This window comes from Pseudomonadota bacterium, assembly GCA_030775045.1.
GTDB lineage: Bacteria > Pseudomonadota > Alphaproteobacteria > JALYJY01 > JALYJY01 > JALYJY01.
In genome coordinates, this window is sequence record JALYJY010000036.1 from 1 (window position 1) to 16,168 (window position 16,168).

At 58.9% G+C, this 16,168-nt stretch carries 17 protein-coding genes; 11 read left to right on the forward strand and 6 right to left on the reverse strand.

Annotated elements, in window-relative coordinates; translation table 11 throughout:
• A partial coding sequence (locus tag M3O22_04560) for a S1C family serine protease (GenBank protein ID MDP9196030.1) occupies positions 1-429 on the reverse strand: 429 nt, incomplete at its 3' end.
• Positions 430-503: 74 nt separating this feature from the next.
• On the opposite strand from M3O22_04560, the gene M3O22_04565 reads away from it, so the two are divergent.
• Positions 504-1,538, forward strand: a complete 1,035-nt coding sequence (locus M3O22_04565) for a hypothetical protein (protein ID MDP9196031.1) — start codon at positions 504-506, stop codon at positions 1,536-1,538.
• On the opposite strand, the gene M3O22_04570 is transcribed toward M3O22_04565, so the two are convergent.
• Positions 1,525-2,679 (reverse strand): hypothetical protein, encoded by a 1,155-nt coding sequence (locus M3O22_04570; protein MDP9196032.1) that lies wholly within the window; start codon positions 2,677-2,679, stop codon positions 1,525-1,527. The two genes, M3O22_04565 and M3O22_04570, sit on opposite strands and share 14 nt — an antisense overlap.
• 555 nt (positions 2,680-3,234) lie before the next feature.
• On the opposite strand from M3O22_04570, the gene M3O22_04575 reads away from it, so the two are divergent.
• A complete protein-coding gene (locus M3O22_04575; GenBank protein MDP9196033.1) occupies positions 3,235-4,866 on the forward strand; it encodes a hypothetical protein in 1,632 nt (543 codons plus the stop codon).
• A gap of 364 nt (positions 4,867-5,230) precedes the next feature.
• Positions 5,231-5,473: a hypothetical protein gene (locus tag M3O22_04580; protein ID MDP9196034.1), complete on the forward strand. Its 243-nt coding sequence runs from the start codon at positions 5,231-5,233 to the stop codon at positions 5,471-5,473.
• Here the strand turns inward: M3O22_04580 and M3O22_04585 are convergent, their stop codons facing one another.
• The 3 genes from M3O22_04585 to M3O22_04595 form a co-directional block, all read right to left on the reverse strand.
• Positions 5,474-5,953: a cysteine hydrolase gene (locus M3O22_04585; protein ID MDP9196035.1), complete on the reverse strand. Its 480-nt coding sequence runs from the start codon at positions 5,951-5,953 to the stop codon at positions 5,474-5,476.
• A complete protein-coding gene (locus M3O22_04590) occupies positions 5,859-6,272 on the reverse strand; it encodes a YfbM family protein (GenBank protein MDP9196036.1) in 414 nt (137 codons plus the stop codon). The genes M3O22_04585 and M3O22_04590 overlap by 95 nt, the downstream gene beginning before the upstream one ends.
• Positions 6,273-6,464: 192 nt before the next feature.
• Positions 6,465-6,677 (reverse strand): DUF1653 domain-containing protein, encoded by a 213-nt coding sequence (locus tag M3O22_04595; protein ID MDP9196037.1) that lies wholly within the window; start codon positions 6,675-6,677, stop codon positions 6,465-6,467.
• 186 nt (positions 6,678-6,863) lie between these two features.
• Here M3O22_04595 and M3O22_04600 point away from each other — a divergent pair, with 186 nt between their 5' ends.
• Together M3O22_04600 and M3O22_04605 are read left to right on the forward strand one after the other, a co-directional pair.
• On the forward strand, positions 6,864-7,133 hold the full coding sequence (locus tag M3O22_04600; protein MDP9196038.1) for a hypothetical protein: 270 nt from the start codon (positions 6,864-6,866) through the stop codon (positions 7,131-7,133).
• Positions 7,133-7,876 (forward strand): hypothetical protein, encoded by a 744-nt coding sequence (locus tag M3O22_04605; protein MDP9196039.1) that lies wholly within the window; start codon positions 7,133-7,135, stop codon positions 7,874-7,876. Before M3O22_04600 ends, M3O22_04605 begins: the two co-directional genes overlap by 1 nt.
• Positions 7,877-7,880: 4 nt before the next feature.
• Here the strand turns inward: M3O22_04605 and M3O22_04610 are convergent, their stop codons facing one another.
• Entirely contained in the window at positions 7,881-10,229 is a 2,349-nt protein-coding gene (locus tag M3O22_04610) for a 3-hydroxyacyl-CoA dehydrogenase NAD-binding domain-containing protein (GenBank protein ID MDP9196040.1), read from the reverse strand.
• A gap of 531 nt (positions 10,230-10,760) precedes the next feature.
• On the opposite strand from M3O22_04610, the gene M3O22_04615 reads away from it, so the two are divergent.
• The 6 genes from M3O22_04615 to M3O22_04640 form a co-directional block, all read left to right on the forward strand.
• Complete coding sequence (locus M3O22_04615; GenBank protein MDP9196041.1) at positions 10,761-12,008, forward strand: lipoprotein-releasing ABC transporter permease subunit; 1,248 nt, start codon at positions 10,761-10,763, stop codon at positions 12,006-12,008.
• Positions 12,001-12,693, forward strand: coding sequence for an ABC transporter ATP-binding protein (locus tag M3O22_04620; protein MDP9196042.1), 693 nt, complete (start codon positions 12,001-12,003; stop codon positions 12,691-12,693). Before M3O22_04615 ends, M3O22_04620 begins: the two co-directional genes overlap by 8 nt.
• The gene (gene nhaA / locus M3O22_04625; GenBank protein ID MDP9196043.1) at positions 12,690-13,850 is read left to right on the forward strand and encodes a Na+/H+ antiporter NhaA; all 1,161 of its coding nucleotides are present in this window, start codon (positions 12,690-12,692) and stop codon (positions 13,848-13,850) included. The genes M3O22_04620 and nhaA overlap by 4 nt, the downstream gene beginning before the upstream one ends.
• Positions 13,851-13,917: 67 nt before the next feature.
• On the forward strand, positions 13,918-14,235 hold the full coding sequence (yajC, locus tag M3O22_04630) for a preprotein translocase subunit YajC (GenBank protein MDP9196044.1): 318 nt from the start codon (positions 13,918-13,920) through the stop codon (positions 14,233-14,235).
• Between the two features lie 5 nt (positions 14,236-14,240).
• Entirely contained in the window at positions 14,241-15,788 is a 1,548-nt protein-coding gene (secD, locus tag M3O22_04635) for a protein translocase subunit SecD (GenBank protein ID MDP9196045.1), read from the forward strand.
• An 83-nt stretch (positions 15,789-15,871) separates the two neighbouring features.
• Positions 15,872-16,168: hypothetical protein (locus M3O22_04640; protein ID MDP9196046.1), on the forward strand; the 297-nt coding region annotated here is incomplete at its 3' end.

Sequence of the window (16,168 nt, forward strand, 5' to 3'; positions counted from 1 at the left end):
CGCCAGGTCCGTGCGGGTGTCGGTCAGCACAACCTCGGCCGTGAATTCACGCCGGTCGGACAGGCCCACCCTGATCTCGTCCGCGCCCTTGATCACGTGGGCGTTGGTGACGATCAGTCCGTCCGCGGCCACGATGACACCGGATCCCAGAGAGTTCTGCACCCGCTCCCGCGTCAGGCCGCCGGGCAGGGACTGGCCGAAAAATTCGCGGAAGAACGGGTCGTTCATGAAGGGTGAGAACACCTGCTGGCGCACCACGCGCCGGGTGTAGATGTTCACCACTGCCGGCGCCACTGTCTTCACGATGGGGGAGAACGACATCGCAATCTGTTCCCGGCTGGCGGGAATGGCAGCTTCCTGCGCCAGTGCAGGGCCAGGAAGGGACAGAAGGGCGCAGACAAGAAACAGGACAGGAAAACGCGAAGTCATGGATATTCCTCTGATACCGGTATCCCTGTATCCTGCGGACTTGTGGCATTTTCAGGGTGTGTGGAGGCTGTCCCATGAAACGCATGCTTTTTCTTTCTGTTGTCCTGCTCTGCGCCTTTCCCGCTCTGGCGGCTGAATACCCCCGGGTATCCTTTGCCCTGTGGGGCCCGGGGAAACAGGTCTGGATCCCGCTGGGTGAATTCACAGACCTGGAAGGTCCCATGAAGGAGAGGAAAATCAACACGGAAGAAGGCTGGGAACCTGATCCGCTGGAAGGTTTGCCGGTCCATTACATCCGCAATGCCACGGAGGGGACAAAAACGGTCCTGCCGCACTGGGAACAGCCCGTAATCCTGCAGCCTGGAAAAAAGCCCCTGCCGCTGAAGAATATCCGGATGATCGAGGGAGAGGCCTGTGCGGCCGTGGAAGCCGGATTTTTGGGCGTTGCGGAGGGCCTGAAGCAGCCACAGGAAGGTTACGGTGTTGCGCTGGCTGTGGATGCTGCGCACGTGAAAGCAGCGGTTTTCCCGGTGGACCGGACGGTGCAGCTGAAGCCGGAGGAGCAGAAAACCCTCTGGCAGGTTCTGGATACCCTGATGCGCCAGCAGCTGGATGCGGAAATACCACGGGATGTGACAGTGGATTACATGAAAAGAAGTTTTGAGGGGAATCCCGCGGCAGAAGAAGAAGCTGCACAGGCCATGAAACTCTATGAAGGACTTGTCTCCGGCTCTCCGGAGCGGCGGCTTGAGCTGGGGCTGGCTCCTGGAGGCCCGGGGGAGGCCCCTGTCCTGTATGTCCGGGCGGGATGGTTTGTGGGCGACCGCCTCGGCTGGGCCATGGCTGTGGTTGTTCCGCAGGGACCGGACGGCTGGAATTTCGATGCGCTGAAGGTTCTGGACAGCCTGTCCGGTTTTTCTGACGGGGTAATCGGTTATTCCATGGACTATGACAATTTCAGCCACCTGGAGATGGTGGCCGTGATAGACGGAAGGACCTGGTGGCTGGTCTCCGGATCGCACAAGGAAGGGTCCTGGTATACGCTGCAGCAGCCGTTCATCTTTGATCCGGAGGGGACGGGACTGGCTGACTACGCTACGGGGTGTTGATGGAGAGAGAAGTCTTTCGTCCCAGGGATAGGTAACACCGGGTCACGTTCTCCCGCTTTTCTCCCCGGTTCGTTTTGCGAACCAGGGCTGCCTCCCGGCACTGGCCCTGGGGTTCGACCAGACCCAGGGTAAACCGGGCCGGATCAGCGGCCATGGCGGACAGAATGGCATTGCCGGCATAATAGTCCATTTTGCCCCGCTGTCCGGCCAGCCGCGCTTCCCATGCCTGGCTCAACCACAAGGCGGTTTCATCGTCCATGGCGCTGAACGTATAGACCAGCTGTCTTCTGTCTTTTTGCCTGGCGTTCGCAATGTGGTTCAGCGCCTTCACCAGCTCCCGTTTCCGGGGGCCAAACTGTTTGCTGATCAGTTCATTGATCTTTTTGATGTCCGGCGCAGGCCTGTCCATGCCCCACCTTGCATCCCTGCTTTCAAGGATAAAAGCCACGGCGGTTTCTGTCCTGCGTTCTGCAATATTTTCCCCGGGCTGTTTTTCCCTGATGGCCCGGACCAGACGGGAGAGGCGAAAGCGCGTGGCGGGCATGTCCATGGCGTCCGGAAGGGGCCCGCCCGCAACGACCAGATCCGCAGCCGCCTGGACTTCGTCCAGGGCCGTTTTCACTGATTCCCCATCAGGGTTCATATCCCGGGCATAGTCCTTCAGCTCGACGCCCCTGTTGCCTTTGATGCCGAACGCCACGCTCTGTTTCCGGACTTCCTGTTCTCTCTTCCGGCGTTTTCCATCTGTGTAGACCTCGATATATACCGGCGTCAGGTAATCCAGTCCGTATGTGCCATTGACGGACTGGCAGGCGGCGTCGGGGCTGTGGCGCAGATAGACTGCTGCGAAATCCCTTGCAAGTATCTCACGGTTTGTCTTTTTTTCCTCAGCAGTCTCCCCGGGAATTTTTTTATCGGGAGCCAGGGCTTTTGCGGCAGCCTCCGCCTCCTCGCGGTCGTGAGGGCCGATAAAATTGTAGTTACTGCCGTTCTGCTTGCCGTCCCCGGCAGTTTTCGCCATGAATGCCATGATGCCCTGGATAACCTGTTCCTGGTCACAGGCGGGCTTTTGTTCCCCGGCCGGAGCCGTGGCCAGAATCAGACTGGCGGAAAGTATTTGCAGGAGATACATCGATCCCATAGGATTTTCATATCACAGAATGGTTAAGAAATGGCTGAAGGATCTTCCGGAAATTTTGGGGATCTGCTGAAGCAACTTCTGCGGCAGCCGAAGAATGGACCTGACGAGGTTGTCCACAGGCTGCGCCTTCTGTGGAGAGGCTGGACAGAAAGCGGGAAGCCTGGGCGGGAACCGGGTATCCGTTAGCCCGTTAATGACACCCTCCTGTTCCTGGTGGATGAAAAAGGAAAGAGACACCGAATCCCGCTCCATCTGGATGAGGAGGCGTATGCAGATGGGATTTACAACCCCTATGACGCCCTGACCCTGATGGAAAGCTATGGAGCGATTCCCTCACCCATTTTCAGGGATCTGCTTCTGGAAGTTCTGAACGTGAAGGGACCCGGCAAAATGGAGTTGATGGAGGCCTGGAACCGGCAGGCCCCCGCAAATCTGAAACCGGCGAAAATTTCTGTCGCACCGCCGGGACCAAAAACATCAGCAGACCCTGTTCGGGCGAAAGTTTCCGAAAGTCAGCTTCGGACCTCCATGAGGCAGCACAGGGAAAAGAAAGGTTTGCAACCCCAGGGTTTTCGGGATCTGGTGCATGCAGCATGGGCCAGCTGGACAGGCCGGAAGAAGGAAACGGATCTTTTTATTGTTGTAGAAAGCAGGCGCCGGACCATTGATCTGACCCTTGAAAAGGGGGATTTCGCCGGACGGCAGTACTGCAACCTGGATGAGGCTCTTGTCCTTGTGGAAGAGGGCAAGGCCTCTCCCTCACCGCTTTTTGCCGACACTATCCTGCAGGTTGTGGGCCAGAAAGGACAGGCTGCCCCAGCTGTGGGAAAGGCTCCGCCGGCGTCGGCAATTCCCCAGCCTGTACGGTCACCAGTACGGACCAGAAAAAGGACAGATCCTGTAAAACGGCCTGTTCCGAAAGAGTACGGGCATCTGGTTACAACCCTTGAAGAAGCTACCCGCTTCGTCCTGCAGGATGGTGACAGTGTCTGGGCGTTCAAAAAAGGAGTCCCTGAACCTGCTGGCGGCGAAATCCGTCTGGTAGCACTGACAGAGTTTGCCGATATGGATCTTGGCAAACCATCGCGGAATGGTGATATCAGGCTTTCATATCTTCCTCTGTACACGCTGAAAACCCCGGCAACATATTTTCGGGGGAAAAATGATACTGAAATGATGAAAGGTCAGGCCCTGCAGGCCGCATGGTGGCTGGCTGATGCGAGGGAAACCTTTGGCCCGAACAACATCCCGATGGATCGAACATGGGGAAATCCTGGATTTTCATTCCAGAAGGTATTGGCGGACCGTATGAGAGAAATTCTCCATATCGCCAGAAGCCGCATAACCAGTGCGAAGTACAAATCTGTTGCCAGGGTGCCTGTACAGGGGACTACAGCACCCGCTGAAAGCCAAAAGATTAGTGCAGGTGCTTCTCATTTCCCTGCAACAGATTTACATCTCGCCCGAACAAAAAATGCGGGCGAGATCGTCCACCAGCGGACCACTGGCCCTGTGGAGGGAACTGCTTTGGCCTTGTCCGCCGGAACGCCTGCGCCGGTCAAGACAGGGCAGGCAGCCCTGGTGCAGCCCCTTGCAGGGCCAGTTGCTGCCCCTGGTCCCAGGGAGGGGCCTGTTCCTGCTGTGAAAATGCTCTCCGTTCCTCCTGGATATTCTGTCATGCCTTATGTCGAGGCAGCTGCTTTTGCCCTGCGGGTTGCTGACGGTTCATTGGGGCTGGTCTGGACCATTGACAGTAAAAACCTGGAAAAAGTTCTGAAGAATCATACGCGCGGGAAACTGGGTTTCGTTATCAGAGGTATCCAGCCTGCTGCGGTAGTATCTTTTGACGGCCTGCTTCCGGATGCAGCCAATAATGAGAGGCTTATTCGTCTGGCAGGTCTGACAACAGGCCAGCTTGAGGCCCTCCTTGCTGTTTTTCCGCGGCGCAAGTCACCGGGAGCTGAATTTGACAGCTGGTGTATTCTGAAAGCTGCATACTTCCTCTGCCTCGCCCGGGATCGTTTTGGCCCGGACAACATTCCCGATATCCAGGCAGAATGCAGGGACCTGCGTGGACGGAATTTCTACCTCTGTTACGGTGATAAACTGAAACGCATCATGCTGAGCGCGCAGCGTCTTGAAAGGAACAGCGGGCAGAAAACAGCAGTCCGTTCCCTGATCGCCTGACATGCTTTGTCCTGTTTACCTCCTGTTAAGGCTTCATGTCCTAAAACAGAGGTGTCAAAGGGAGTATGTGTCATGGCGTTGAGTCGCAGCGACGTGGTTGAGGCAGCAAAATCCATGGGATTGGATTGTCCACGCATCCAGATCGGAAGGCTGTCCGGCCCACCGGAGGCCTTTCTTGCTGCAGTATCTGAAGAAAAAAGGGCAGGGGACAATATGCCCGGGGTCCGCGTTCCTTCCGGTCCTGCTCCCTGACTTTCGTCTGGTATACCTTGGTTATGCCTGTATCGGGTTAAGCCTGATGCCTGCTGGATCCTGTCACGGCAGAACATTACAGAAAAGGTCCTTCTGAACCCGGAGGACCGGAATGAAAACATCTGTCAGCCTTCGCATCGGACTTTTTATCCTGGGCAATCTGGCGGCAGTATCCATCCCCAATTCCTGCGGCGATGCCCGGGAGCGCATGGCCGTCCGGGATGCAGATCTGGCCAGGTACAGGAGACAGCCTGTACAGCGGCCTGTTGCAAGGGTCCAGTCAGGCCCGGAGTGTCTGTGCTCCTGGCCGCGGGGGGTCTCTGCCACTGTGGCGCCTGCTGCCGCGCCCAGATAGTCAGATTATGCAGTCTTTTCCGAACTGGCGGCGGAAGAGGGTGAGGGCGGCCTGTTTTGAGGATTCGCCTGCGCTGGTCATGGTGGCATGCTCCAGCACGAAGGGCGCGATGCCCGCATCCCATAGTCCGTAAGCAGCCGCCAGAACGCAGGCGTCAGTGTCACAGCCGCACAGATGAACCTGCGTTATGCCTTGGGTCTGCAGGGCCTCGATCACGCCTGTGCCGTGCAGTCCATAGCCGGATTTTGAAAACACCTGCATATGGGGCGGGGGCGCGAAGGCTAGGTCGGTTTCCGGTGACTGGCGCACGCGCCGGAATCCCAGGCGCTGCTCGTACAGGGGCCGGGTGTTGATAAAGCGGGTGGCATACAGATGTTCATACCGGTCAAACAGGACCTCGATCCGCCTGGGCAGTTCCTCCATGCCCCGGTCGACAAAGCCTTTCTGCAGGTCGATCACCAGAAGGGCGGGAGAGGACATGGGCTGCCTGTAACGCTACGGTAAAAATGATGGTTTTTCCGGCGTTGGCGGCTTTGCGGAAGAAGAGGCGCACTTCCTCGAAATCACCCCAGGGGCCGTCGGGGATCTCGTCCTCTTCGTCGTCGTCGAAAGAGCCGTCAAAGGTGGCGGCATGGCGTTTCCGGAATTCGTCTTCCGGGCTGGCCTCCAGCGCTGTGGCCACGGCGGGCACGTCTTCGGCCTTGCACAAACGGATGTAGTAATCATCGTCCGCGGTGTCGAAATTCTCTCCGCCGAAAAGGCCTGGTTCAGGGGAAAGGTTCCGGCGTCGAAGTCGCACTCGTTACTGTCGTCTTCCGTCAGGCTGCGGTGCAGGTCTTCCCAGGCCTTGTGCGTATCCAGTTTCCAGGAATCATGGATCTCCTTTTCAAAGGCGTTTTCCACCAGCGCGTGCCGCTCACCCTCCGGCACCTGGCGGAGCTTTTTGACCTGTCCCTCATCCAGGGCATAATGAACATCCCAGGCGCATGGTTTAACCCTCCACCCGCTCGAACCGGGGCAGGATTTTGCCGTCGACGATCACGTTTTCACGGAACATGGCCAGTGGCCGGACCCAGATCTTCTGGTCGCCATAGAGGGCTTTGTAAACCACCAGTTCTTCTTCGGTTTCCGTGTGCTGCGCCAGGTGCAGGACTTCGTACTCCTGCCCCTTGTAGTGACGGTATTTTCCGGGGGAAATTTTCATTTTTGCCTTTATTCGAAATTCAGTCTGCACATTTTAAACAATCAGGTTTTTACCGCAGAGTTTCGGCAGAATCCATATTTCCTGCCCTGACATGGGCTTATTTCAGGAAAAACCAGTCTGGCTGAAAGTATTCCGGTAAAATAGATTACAGGCTTGAAAATCTTTTTTGTACAGATTGGTCAGGACATGTCTGATAAAATCCTCCTTTCTGGAGCTGTCGAAAGTTTCGGCGCTGTGCTCCATGCCTCTAGATTGCGGGCAGAATGGACACCGGGCGATTTTGCAGATCAGATCTATATAACTTTAAAGTCCTGGGAAGACAGAGGTCAGGCACCCCTGGAAAACGCGCTTTATTTTCAGTCCAAGGCTGGAAAACTGCTGTGCAGGGTGGATCTGACCCTTGAAGCAGGGAGGGGGAGGGTAAAACCGGAGCATGCAGTTTGCAGGCTGCTATAATGCTTGTTGAGAACGATTTTCTGCCTTCGCCAGCTCTTGCTGGTCTTTTCGTGGCAGCTCTGCCCCTGGAAGAGGCTGACAGGAACAGGCTGCTGGATTTGTATCGCAGGCAAGATGTTCAGCCTGTTCCCCCTTCTGCCCTGCAGGATGAAAGCCCTGTCCTTGTCCAGCCTGTTCAAAGCCCCAGAACGGACAGGGACAAACGCTTCATGACTTATGATGAAGCTGCTGCCTTTGCTTTAAGCGACAGGTTTTCTGAACCCGGGCAGGAACAGAAACAAAAAGTCTGGGCCATTGGCGGGGAAGCGCTGGAAAGCGTCAAGAAAAAGGGTGCTCGCCTTAAACTGCGACATGTTCTTGAAGGGATAAAGCCGGTATCCGGGGCACATTTTGCAGGATTACCCTTAGAAAGGCCTCATCCAAAAGGATGGATACGGCTGGCCGGGCTGACTCTGGAAGAGATAAAAAAAATCAGAAGGGTTTTTCTGCCAGAGAAATATTTGCCCGGCGGGGAGGTTTCGAATTGGTTCTATGTTGTGAAAACAGCATTCTATCTTCGCAGTGCCAAGGACACTTTCGGTTCGGACAGAATGCCGGATATCTCCCCACAATATGACCACTTGCAGGGACTGGAGTTTTACATCGCGTACAGCCAGTGTATGGAAGAGCTTGTTATGGGCCGCAAGAAAAAGATCTCCGTGGCCAAACGCTGGGGAGGGCTTGTTCCAGGAGTGAGGGGTTAGGGCCTCAATTCCTCAACGGCTTGCCGGTGTCCAGCATGTGTTCGATGCGGCGCAGGGTGCCGTCGTGGCAGACGAGGCGGATGAAGCTGTCTTTCTCCAGATCCAGCAGGGTCTGTTCGGACAGCACCTGCGTGATGTCGGTGTTGCCGCCGCTGAGAACTTCCGCCAGGTGGTTGGTCACCACCACGTCGTAGGGAGTCGCCTTGCCCTGTTTGGCGAAGCCGTCCACGGCCATCTGCAGCGCCAGTTTCGCCGACGGGCCGGGGAGGCGGATTTCGCCGGGCTGCGGCGGCATGTAACCCTTTGCCAGCTCCAGTGCTTTGGCTTTTGCATCGGCCAGCTGGCGGTCGCGGTTCATGGTGATGCCATCGGTCGAGCGCAGGATCAGAAGGTCGTGCGCCTCGGCCGCCGACCTGGCCACTTTCGCTGTGCTGATGTTTTCAAAAGCTGTCGCAACGGGAGGCATGGGTCCGCCCGGGCGCTTTTTGTTGGCCGCGTGGCGCAGCAGCATTTCCTTGCACCCGCCCCAGCCGGGGATGACGCCTACGCCCACCTCGACCAGGCCTGTGTAGGTTTCCGCGTGGGCCTGTACCGCGTCTGAGTGCAGCAACAGCTCGCACCCGCCGCCCAGCGCCATGCCCGACGGGGCGCTGACCACGGGGAAGGGCGCATATTTCAGCGCCATCCAGGTTTCCTGACCCTCGGAGATCAACTGCTCCACCGCCGGGTACAGCGCCACGTTCAGGGCGAACAGCGCCAGACCCAGATTGGCGCCGACGGAGAAATTCTCGCTCTCGTTATAGATCACCAGCGCCCTGTAATCGCCCTTGCCATCGCCGATGGTGTCGATGGCGGTGCGGGCCATGGCGAAGATCTGGTCGTCGATGGAGTTCATTTTTGACGTGAATTCCAGGCACAGAACTCCGTCGCCAATGTCCCACAGGCTGGCCGAGCCATTCTTCGCCACCGGCTTGCTGTGGCGCTTCAGATCGGACAGCAGCAGCACGCCGTCCGGCCGCTTTACAGGCGCATAGTCGCCTTTCACCGTCATGGATTCCAGCTGGCCTTTCTCCACGCGATAGAAGGGCCGGCCCGCAGCAATTTTCAGCATGGTGGGGAGGGGTTTACCTTCTTTCTGCAGGCGCTCGGCCAGCCAGGCGGTGCCCAGCTGATCCATCATCTCGAACGGGCCGGCTTTCCAGTTGAATCCCAGACGCATGGCCTCGTCCACCGCGGTGATGGTATCGGCGATCTGCGGTACCAGATCGGCAGCGTAGGACAGGGTCTGGCTGAGCACCGCCCACGCAAATTTTCCGCCCTTGTCCGGGTGTTCCACCACCGCGCGCAGGCCCTTTTTGCCGGCTTCGGCGCTTTCCAGAACAGGCTTGCCGCTGGGGCCCCAGGCGCCGGTTTTCAGGTTGACGGACTCTTTGGTTTTCGTGCCGTCGGTGGCCACGTTCAGGCGATAGAATCCGCCCTTGCCCTTGCGGCCTGTGTATCCTTCCGCGATCAGTTTATCCAGCAGCGGCCAGTCGCGGGAAATCTTCAGATAGGCGTCGTCTTTGGGCAACGTGGCAGACATACTGGCCTTGACGCGGGGCAGCAGATCGAGCCCGATCAGGCCCGACAGGCCGAACACGCCGGTCTTTGGAATGCCAAAGGGCTTGCCGGACACCGCGTCGGCTTCCTCCACGCTCAAGCCCAAATCCAGCGCCGCGTTGAACGAGGCCTGCATCCAGAACATGCCGATGCGGTTGGCGATAAAGCCTGGCGTGTCCTTGCACGGCACCACGCCCTTACCCAGCATGCAGTCGGCAAAGTTCGTGATGACAGTCACAGCGTCGGTGCGGGTTTTCTCGCCGGCGACAATCTCCAGCAGGCGCATGTACCGCGGCGGGTTGAAAAAGTGGGTGATGAGAAAATCCTGCGCAAACGCCTTTGATTGGCCTTCCGTCAGAATGTGCAGGGGAATGGTCGAGGTGTTGGAGGAGATTATGGAACCCTTTTTCCGCACCGGGTCGATGCGTTTGTACAGGTCGGATTTGATCTGCGGATTTTCCAGCACAGCCTCGACGATCCAGTCCACATCGGCGAGGGTTTTCAGGTCGTCCTCCAGATTGCCGGGCGTGACCAGTTTCGCGTTTTTCGGATGCATGAACGGGGCCGGATCGGTCTTGAGCATTTTCTCGATGGCCGTGCGGGCCAGACGGCTGCGATCGGGCGAGCCGGCGGCTTTCTGGTCGTCGGGCACAATGTCCAGCAGGTGCACCGGCACGCCCGCATTGGCAAAGTGGGCCGCAATCGCACTGCCCATCACACCGGAACCGATGACTGCGACGCGCTGGATGGTCATGGGAGAACTCCTGAAATTGATGATACATGATGGTACAGGGCCTGTAACATCTTATACCCGTGCCAGTGCTGGCTGAAAGGATCTGATGTTACAAAACATGCGAATTTTGTAACATCAGGGGAAGTATCCTTTAATGTCCGGATGTCAGTCATGCTGTGACATCTACTTTTCCCGCCAGGCATGGGGTTGAGGCCTTGATGTCCAGAATTTTGCGTTTTTCTGGGCATCAGGCTTCTTCCCCTGTGGGAATCTGCATAACCCCATCTGTCATCCCCACCTGCGCTGGGGATGACAGATGGGGGCGCAGGACTTGCGCAAGGTTTTCCCGAGGGGGAGGTAAAAGAGTGATTTTTTGCCATACTTAAGCCCCCCTCAAAAAACACCTGCACCATATATAGGAAAATAGTCACTTTGTCAAGGGCGGGCGATACAGTGTTTTTTCAGGCGGACGAGGCCAGGAAGACGTATTCGGGCCTTGACCTGATCCGCCAACGGGCCAATAACAGTGGGTCTTTGACAGGTCAGGATCAGGTGATGTTTTCGCTGTTCGAGCGGTTTGTGGCTTTCCGGTATCTGCGTGCGCGGCGGCAGGAAGGATTTGTGTCGGTCATTGCGTGGTTCTCGTTCCTGGGAATTATGCTGGGCGTGGCTACGCTGATCATCGTCATGTCTGTCATGAACGGCTTCCGGCAGGAGCTTCTGGGCCGGATCCTGGGTCTGAACGGCCATGTCAATGTTTATGCAGCCAGTGGCGGTCCGCTGCCGGATTTTGATCCACTGGCCAGCCAGCTGCGCCTGATGCAGGGCGTGAAATCCGTCACGCCGGTGATCGAGGGACAGGTGCTGGTCACAGCTCCCGGCGGAGCTTCGGGAGCACTGGTCCGGGGTGTCAGGCCCGAAGACCTGAAGGCCCGGCCCACCCTGGCGGGGCATCTTGTGGCGGGATCGCTTGACGGTTTCGAGGGTATGAAAGTGGTGATCGGTGCCCGCATGGCCGATCGGCTGAGCCTGAAACCGGGCGATGTCCTGCCGGTCATCAGTCCGCGGACAACGCCCGGTCCCTTTGGCATGCAGCCCCGCATGGCCAGCTATGAAGTGGCAGCTGTCTTTGATATCGGCATGTTCGAGTATGACAACGTCTATGTCTTCATGCCCCTGGATGCGGCGCAGGCCCTGTTCCGGGTCCCAGCTGCGGTGACGTCGCTGGAAGTGATGATCGAAAATCCGGTCTTTCCGCTGGAGATGCGCAGAACCCTGTCCAAAGCGGTGGGGGAGGGCGTCCGGGTCCTCAGCTGGCAGGATACCAACAGCAGCTTTTTCTCGGCCCTGCAGGTGGAACGCAACGTCATGTTCCTGATCCTGAGCCTGATCATCCTGGTGGCCGCCTTCAACATCATTTCCAGCATGATCATGCTGGTCAAGGACAAGGGCAAGGATATCGCCATCCTGCGCACCATGGGGGCGACCCGGGGCATGATCATGCGCATCTTTTTTCTGAGCGGCGCCAGCATCGGATTCCTGGGGACTGCCGTGGGCCTGGTGATCGGGATCCTGTTTGCAGAGAATATTGAGGCCATCCGCCAGGGGCTGCAGTCCCTGACCGGGTGGCAGCTGTTCCCGGCCGATGTCTATTTCCTGACCCACCTGCCGGCAGAAGTGGACTATGGCGAGGTGGCGCGGGTCGTCCTGATGGCCCTGGCGCTGTCGTTTGGTGCCACACTGTACCCCTCGTGGCGGGCGGCGCGCCTGGATCCGGTGGAGGCCCTGCGCTATGAATAACCAGGTTCCGGTCCTGAGACTGAGCGGCGTTGTGCGGACCTATGAACAGGCCGGGACGCGGCTGGAAATCCTGCGCGGAATCTCCCTGTCCGTCCATGCGGGCGAACTGGTGGCTCTGGTAGGGCCGTCCGGATCGGGCAAATCCACCCTGCTGCATGTGGCGGGACTTCTGGAACGGCCGGACGGAGGCGATGTTCTGGTTCATGGCCAGCGGGCCGGAACCCTGTCCGATAACGAGAGGACGGCCCTGCGCCGCCGCTCGCTGGGGTTTGTCTACCAGTTCCATCACCTGCTGCCGGAATTTTCGGCCCTGGAAAATGTTGTGCTGCCCCAGCTGGTTGACGGATCGTCCCGCGGCAAGGCGGAGAAAAGGGCCCGGGATCTTCTGGCCATGGTCGGGTTGTCGCAGCGGACCACCCACCGTCCCGCGCACCTGTCGGGGGGGGAGCAGCAGCGGGCCGCCATTGCCCGTGCGCTGGCGAACCGGCCCCAGGTGCTGATCGCTGACGAGCCCACGGGCAACCTGGATCACCAGACGTCGCTGACGGTGTTTGACATGCTGGTCCGGATGGTGCGGGAAAGCCGCGTCGGCGCCCTGATCGCCACCCATAACCTGGAGCTGGCCTCGCGCATGGACCGGGTGCTGGAGCTGCGTGACGGGCAGCTGGTCCAGGGCCCCGGATGACCGGCGAGCTCCACGGCATTGCCGGGACATACATCCGGACAGAAGTTCTTTCCGGGGTTTTGCTGCTTCTGGCCACGGCGCTGGCCTTGGTTGCAGCCAATTCGGATTTCAGGCCGGTGTACCAGGCCTGGCTCGATGCGCCGCTTGGCCTGGGGGCGGGGGAGTTCCGGCTCCACAAGCCCCTGTTGCTGTGGATCAACGACGGCCTGATGGCTGTGTTTTTCCTTCTGGTGGGGCTGGAAATCAGACGGGAATTCACACAGGGAGAGCTCTCATCCCCGCGCAAGGCTGTCCTGCCCGTTGCTGCAGCCCTGGGCGGGATGATCATGCCGGCCCTGATCTATATGGCGATCAGCCGGGACATGCCGGACGTCGCGCACGGATGGGCCATCCCGGTGGCGACGGATATCGCTTTTGCCCTGGGGATCCTCGCCCTTGCGGGCCGGCGTGTTCCGCCTTCGCTCCGGCTGTTCCTGCTGGCCCTGGCCATCATGGACGATCTGGGCGCCATTGTGATCATCGCCCTGTTCTATTCCCATGATCTGGCGGCGCTTCCATTGGTCCTGGCGTCAGGTGTGATGCTGGCCATGGTCCTGATGAACCGGGGCGGGATCAGCCGTTTGTGGCCCTATCTGGTGATGGGTGCTATGCTGTGGGTCTGTGTCCTGAAATCCGGAATCCATACCACGCTGGCGGGCGTTATCCTGGCCATGACCATTCCCGCGGGAAAGATGGAAAGGCTGGAGGCGCGCCTTCACGCTCCGGTGTCGTACATGATCCTGCCCCTGTTTGCCTTTGCAAACGCCGGGGTTCCCCTGGAAGGGGTTGCGCTGGCCAGTGTCCTGCAGCCCCTGCCTCTGGGCATTGCCTTGGGCCTGTTTCTGGGAAAACAGGCCGGCGTATTCCTGTCGGCATGGATGACGGTGCGGTTCAATATCGCAAGGCTTCCGGCCGGCGCGTCCTGGAGGCAGCTGTACGGAGCAGCCATCCTGACCGGCATCGGTTTTACCATGAGCCTGTTCATCGGGATGCTGGCCTTTGACGATGGGCAGCATGTCGATGCGATGCGCCTGGGTGTCCTGACAGGGTCCCTGCTGTCGGCGGTTGTCGGGTTCCTGTGGCTGCGCCTGTGCCCGTCTCCGCCGGAAAAAGCCTGAGCGTTGGCAAGCGGGAACTTTGAGGTTATAGTCACGCCCCGTCGTCCAGTTCAGGGAAAGTCATTCCATGCCGGCTATCAGTCACGATCTTGTCAGTTTTGTCCCGTTCCTGCTGATCTTTGTGGTGTTCTGGGTCCTGCTGATCCGGCCCCAGCAGAGGAAACTGAAGGAGCACCAGAAGATGCTGGCTGCCCTGCGCCGGGGGGACAGGATTGTCACTGGCGGCGGGATCGTGGGCCAGATTGTGAAGATCGATGCCGGTGACGAGATGACGGTGGAAATTGCCGAGAATGTCAGGGTGAAGGTCCTGCGGTCAACGGTCGCCTCGACCCTTGCAAAGCCGGAGCCTGTGCCGGCGAAGACCGATAACGGGAAGGCAGAATAACAGGCATGTTCAATATTCCGCGCTGGAAGATTGTCCTGGTGACCGTCGCCTGTCTGGTGGCAGTGCTTTTTTTTCTGCCCAACCTGCTGGGGGAAAAATGGGCCGGAGGCGTTTCCTGGCTTCCCTCCCAGACTGTGAACCTGGGGCTTGATCTCCAGGGCGGGTCGCACCTGTTGCTGGAGGTGAAAACGGATGTTGCCATCCAGGAATACACAGCCTCCTTTTCCGACATGGTCCGGGCGGAACTGCGCAAGGAAAAGATCGGCTACACGTCCCTCTCATCCACGCAGGGCGTCCTGAATGCCGTCATCCGCGACCCGGGGGAAGCAGCCCGGGCCATGACGGTGATCCGGGGGCTTGATCCGGGTCTTGAGATCTCTGACGCCGGAAACGGGCAGATCAGGGTTCGTCTGGGCGATGTGGCCCGGCAGGAGCGGGCCCGGCGCATTGTGGATGAATCGGTGGAGATTGTCCGCCGCCGTGTGGATGCCCTGGGAACCCGGGAACCTGCCATCCAGCGCCAGGGGGAAAACCGCATCGTGGTCCAGGTGCCGGGTCTGCGGGATCCTGCACAGCTTCGGGAAATTCTCAGCAAGACCGCGAAGCTCTATTTCCGGCTGGTGGACGAGGCGGCCACACCGGGATCAGTGGCATCAGCCAGCTCTGAATGGCTGCCTATGGCGGATATGCCCGGCCAGAAACTGGCTGTCCGGAAACAGTCCATCCTGACCGGTGAAAACCTGGTGGATGCCCAGCCGGGATTCCAGGACGGGGCTCCTGTTGTGACTTTCCGCTTTGACACTCCCGGTGGACGGAGATTTGCCGAGGTGACGACCCAGAACGTGGGAAAACCCTTTGCCATCGTCCTGGACGGAAAGATCATCAGCGCCCCTGTGATCCGTGAGCCCATTACGGGCGGCAGCGGGGTGATCTCGGGTCGCTTTACGGTGCAGGAAGCCCAGAACCTGTCGGTGCTGCTGCGGGCCGGTGCTTTGCCTGCTCCCCTGACAATCCTGGAGGAAAGAACCGTCGGACCAGGTCTGGGAGAGGATTCCATCAGGGCAGGGACCATTGCCAGCCTGGTGGGTCTGGTTCTGGTGGTCGGTTTCATGCTTGTGGTCTACGGATTTTTCGGGTTCCTGGCGGATATTGCCCTGATCCTGAACCTGCTGGTGATGTTTGCCATCCTGTCCATGTTCCAGGCCACGCTGACCCTGCCCGGTATTGCCGGTATAGTGCTGACCATGGGTATGGCCGTGGATGCGAACGTCCTGATCTTCGAGCGTATGCGGGAGGAGGCCCGGCTGGGCCGTTCTGTCATGGCGTCCGTGGATGCCGGGTATACCAATGCCCTGTCCGCGATCCTGGACAGCAATATTACCACCCTGATTGCCGCCGCCGTCCTGTTCAGCCTGGGAACGGGCCCTGTGCGCGGCTTTGCCGTGACCCTGACCGTGGGGCTTCTGGCTTCCATGTTCACGGCCATCATGGTGACCCGCATCATGATTGTGGCCTGGGTCCGCTGGCGCAGGCCAAAAAATCTTCCCCTGTGAACTGAAAGAGGGTATGTTCACAAAAGGGGCAGGGCCTTTGTCTGTAACGGCGGGGCCTGTTCCAGAGGGGGTGGAGCAGGGGCATGGCGTTAGCTGAACTTCAGTTTTCTGACGTATATATCCGTCTGGATGAAGAGGCAGGTTCCCTGTACAGGCCGCTGGATGCGGGCCCGATGGGACTTGGTACCGGCATCCTGCCCGTTCTGCCCAGGTACGAGCCTGACCTGCAGGTCCTGCGCAAGCAGGTCCTTGACGAAGGCATCGAGGATGGAAGTCTGACGTACGAGGGCATGCCCATGCGTGTCTCCCGCCAGGCGATGGCCAATGACGAGATCTGGGCCTGCCTGCGGCGTATAAGGAAAAGGTCCCCACGCTGGAGG

Excerpts from the sequence above, each read along its gene's own strand:
- M3O22_04620 (MDP9196042.1), top strand. The coding sequence starts at position 12,001 with ATGAATAACCAGGTTCCGGTCCTGAGACTGAGCGGCGTTGTGCGGACC.
- M3O22_04595 (MDP9196037.1), bottom strand. The coding sequence starts at position 6,677 with ATGAAAATTTCCCCCGGAAAATACCGTCACTACAAGGGGCAGGAGTAC.
- yajC (MDP9196044.1), top strand. The coding sequence starts at position 13,918 with ATGCCGGCTATCAGTCACGATCTTGTCAGTTTTGTCCCGTTCCTGCTG.
- M3O22_04580 (MDP9196034.1), top strand. The coding sequence starts at position 5,231 with ATGAAAACATCTGTCAGCCTTCGCATCGGACTTTTTATCCTGGGCAAT.
- secD (MDP9196045.1), top strand. The coding sequence starts at position 14,241 with ATGTTCAATATTCCGCGCTGGAAGATTGTCCTGGTGACCGTCGCCTGT.
- M3O22_04570 (MDP9196032.1), bottom strand. The coding sequence starts at position 2,679 with ATGGGATCGATGTATCTCCTGCAAATACTTTCCGCCAGTCTGATTCTG.
- M3O22_04610 (MDP9196040.1), bottom strand. The coding sequence starts at position 10,229 with ATGACCATCCAGCGCGTCGCAGTCATCGGTTCCGGTGTGATGGGCAGT.
- M3O22_04585 (MDP9196035.1), bottom strand. The coding sequence starts at position 5,953 with ATGTCCTCTCCCGCCCTTCTGGTGATCGACCTGCAGAAAGGCTTTGTC.
- M3O22_04605 (MDP9196039.1), top strand. The coding sequence starts at position 7,133 with ATGCTTGTTGAGAACGATTTTCTGCCTTCGCCAGCTCTTGCTGGTCTT.
- M3O22_04565 (MDP9196031.1), top strand. The coding sequence starts at position 504 with ATGAAACGCATGCTTTTTCTTTCTGTTGTCCTGCTCTGCGCCTTTCCC.
- M3O22_04600 (MDP9196038.1), top strand. The coding sequence starts at position 6,864 with ATGTCTGATAAAATCCTCCTTTCTGGAGCTGTCGAAAGTTTCGGCGCT.
- nhaA (MDP9196043.1), top strand. The coding sequence starts at position 12,690 with ATGACCGGCGAGCTCCACGGCATTGCCGGGACATACATCCGGACAGAA.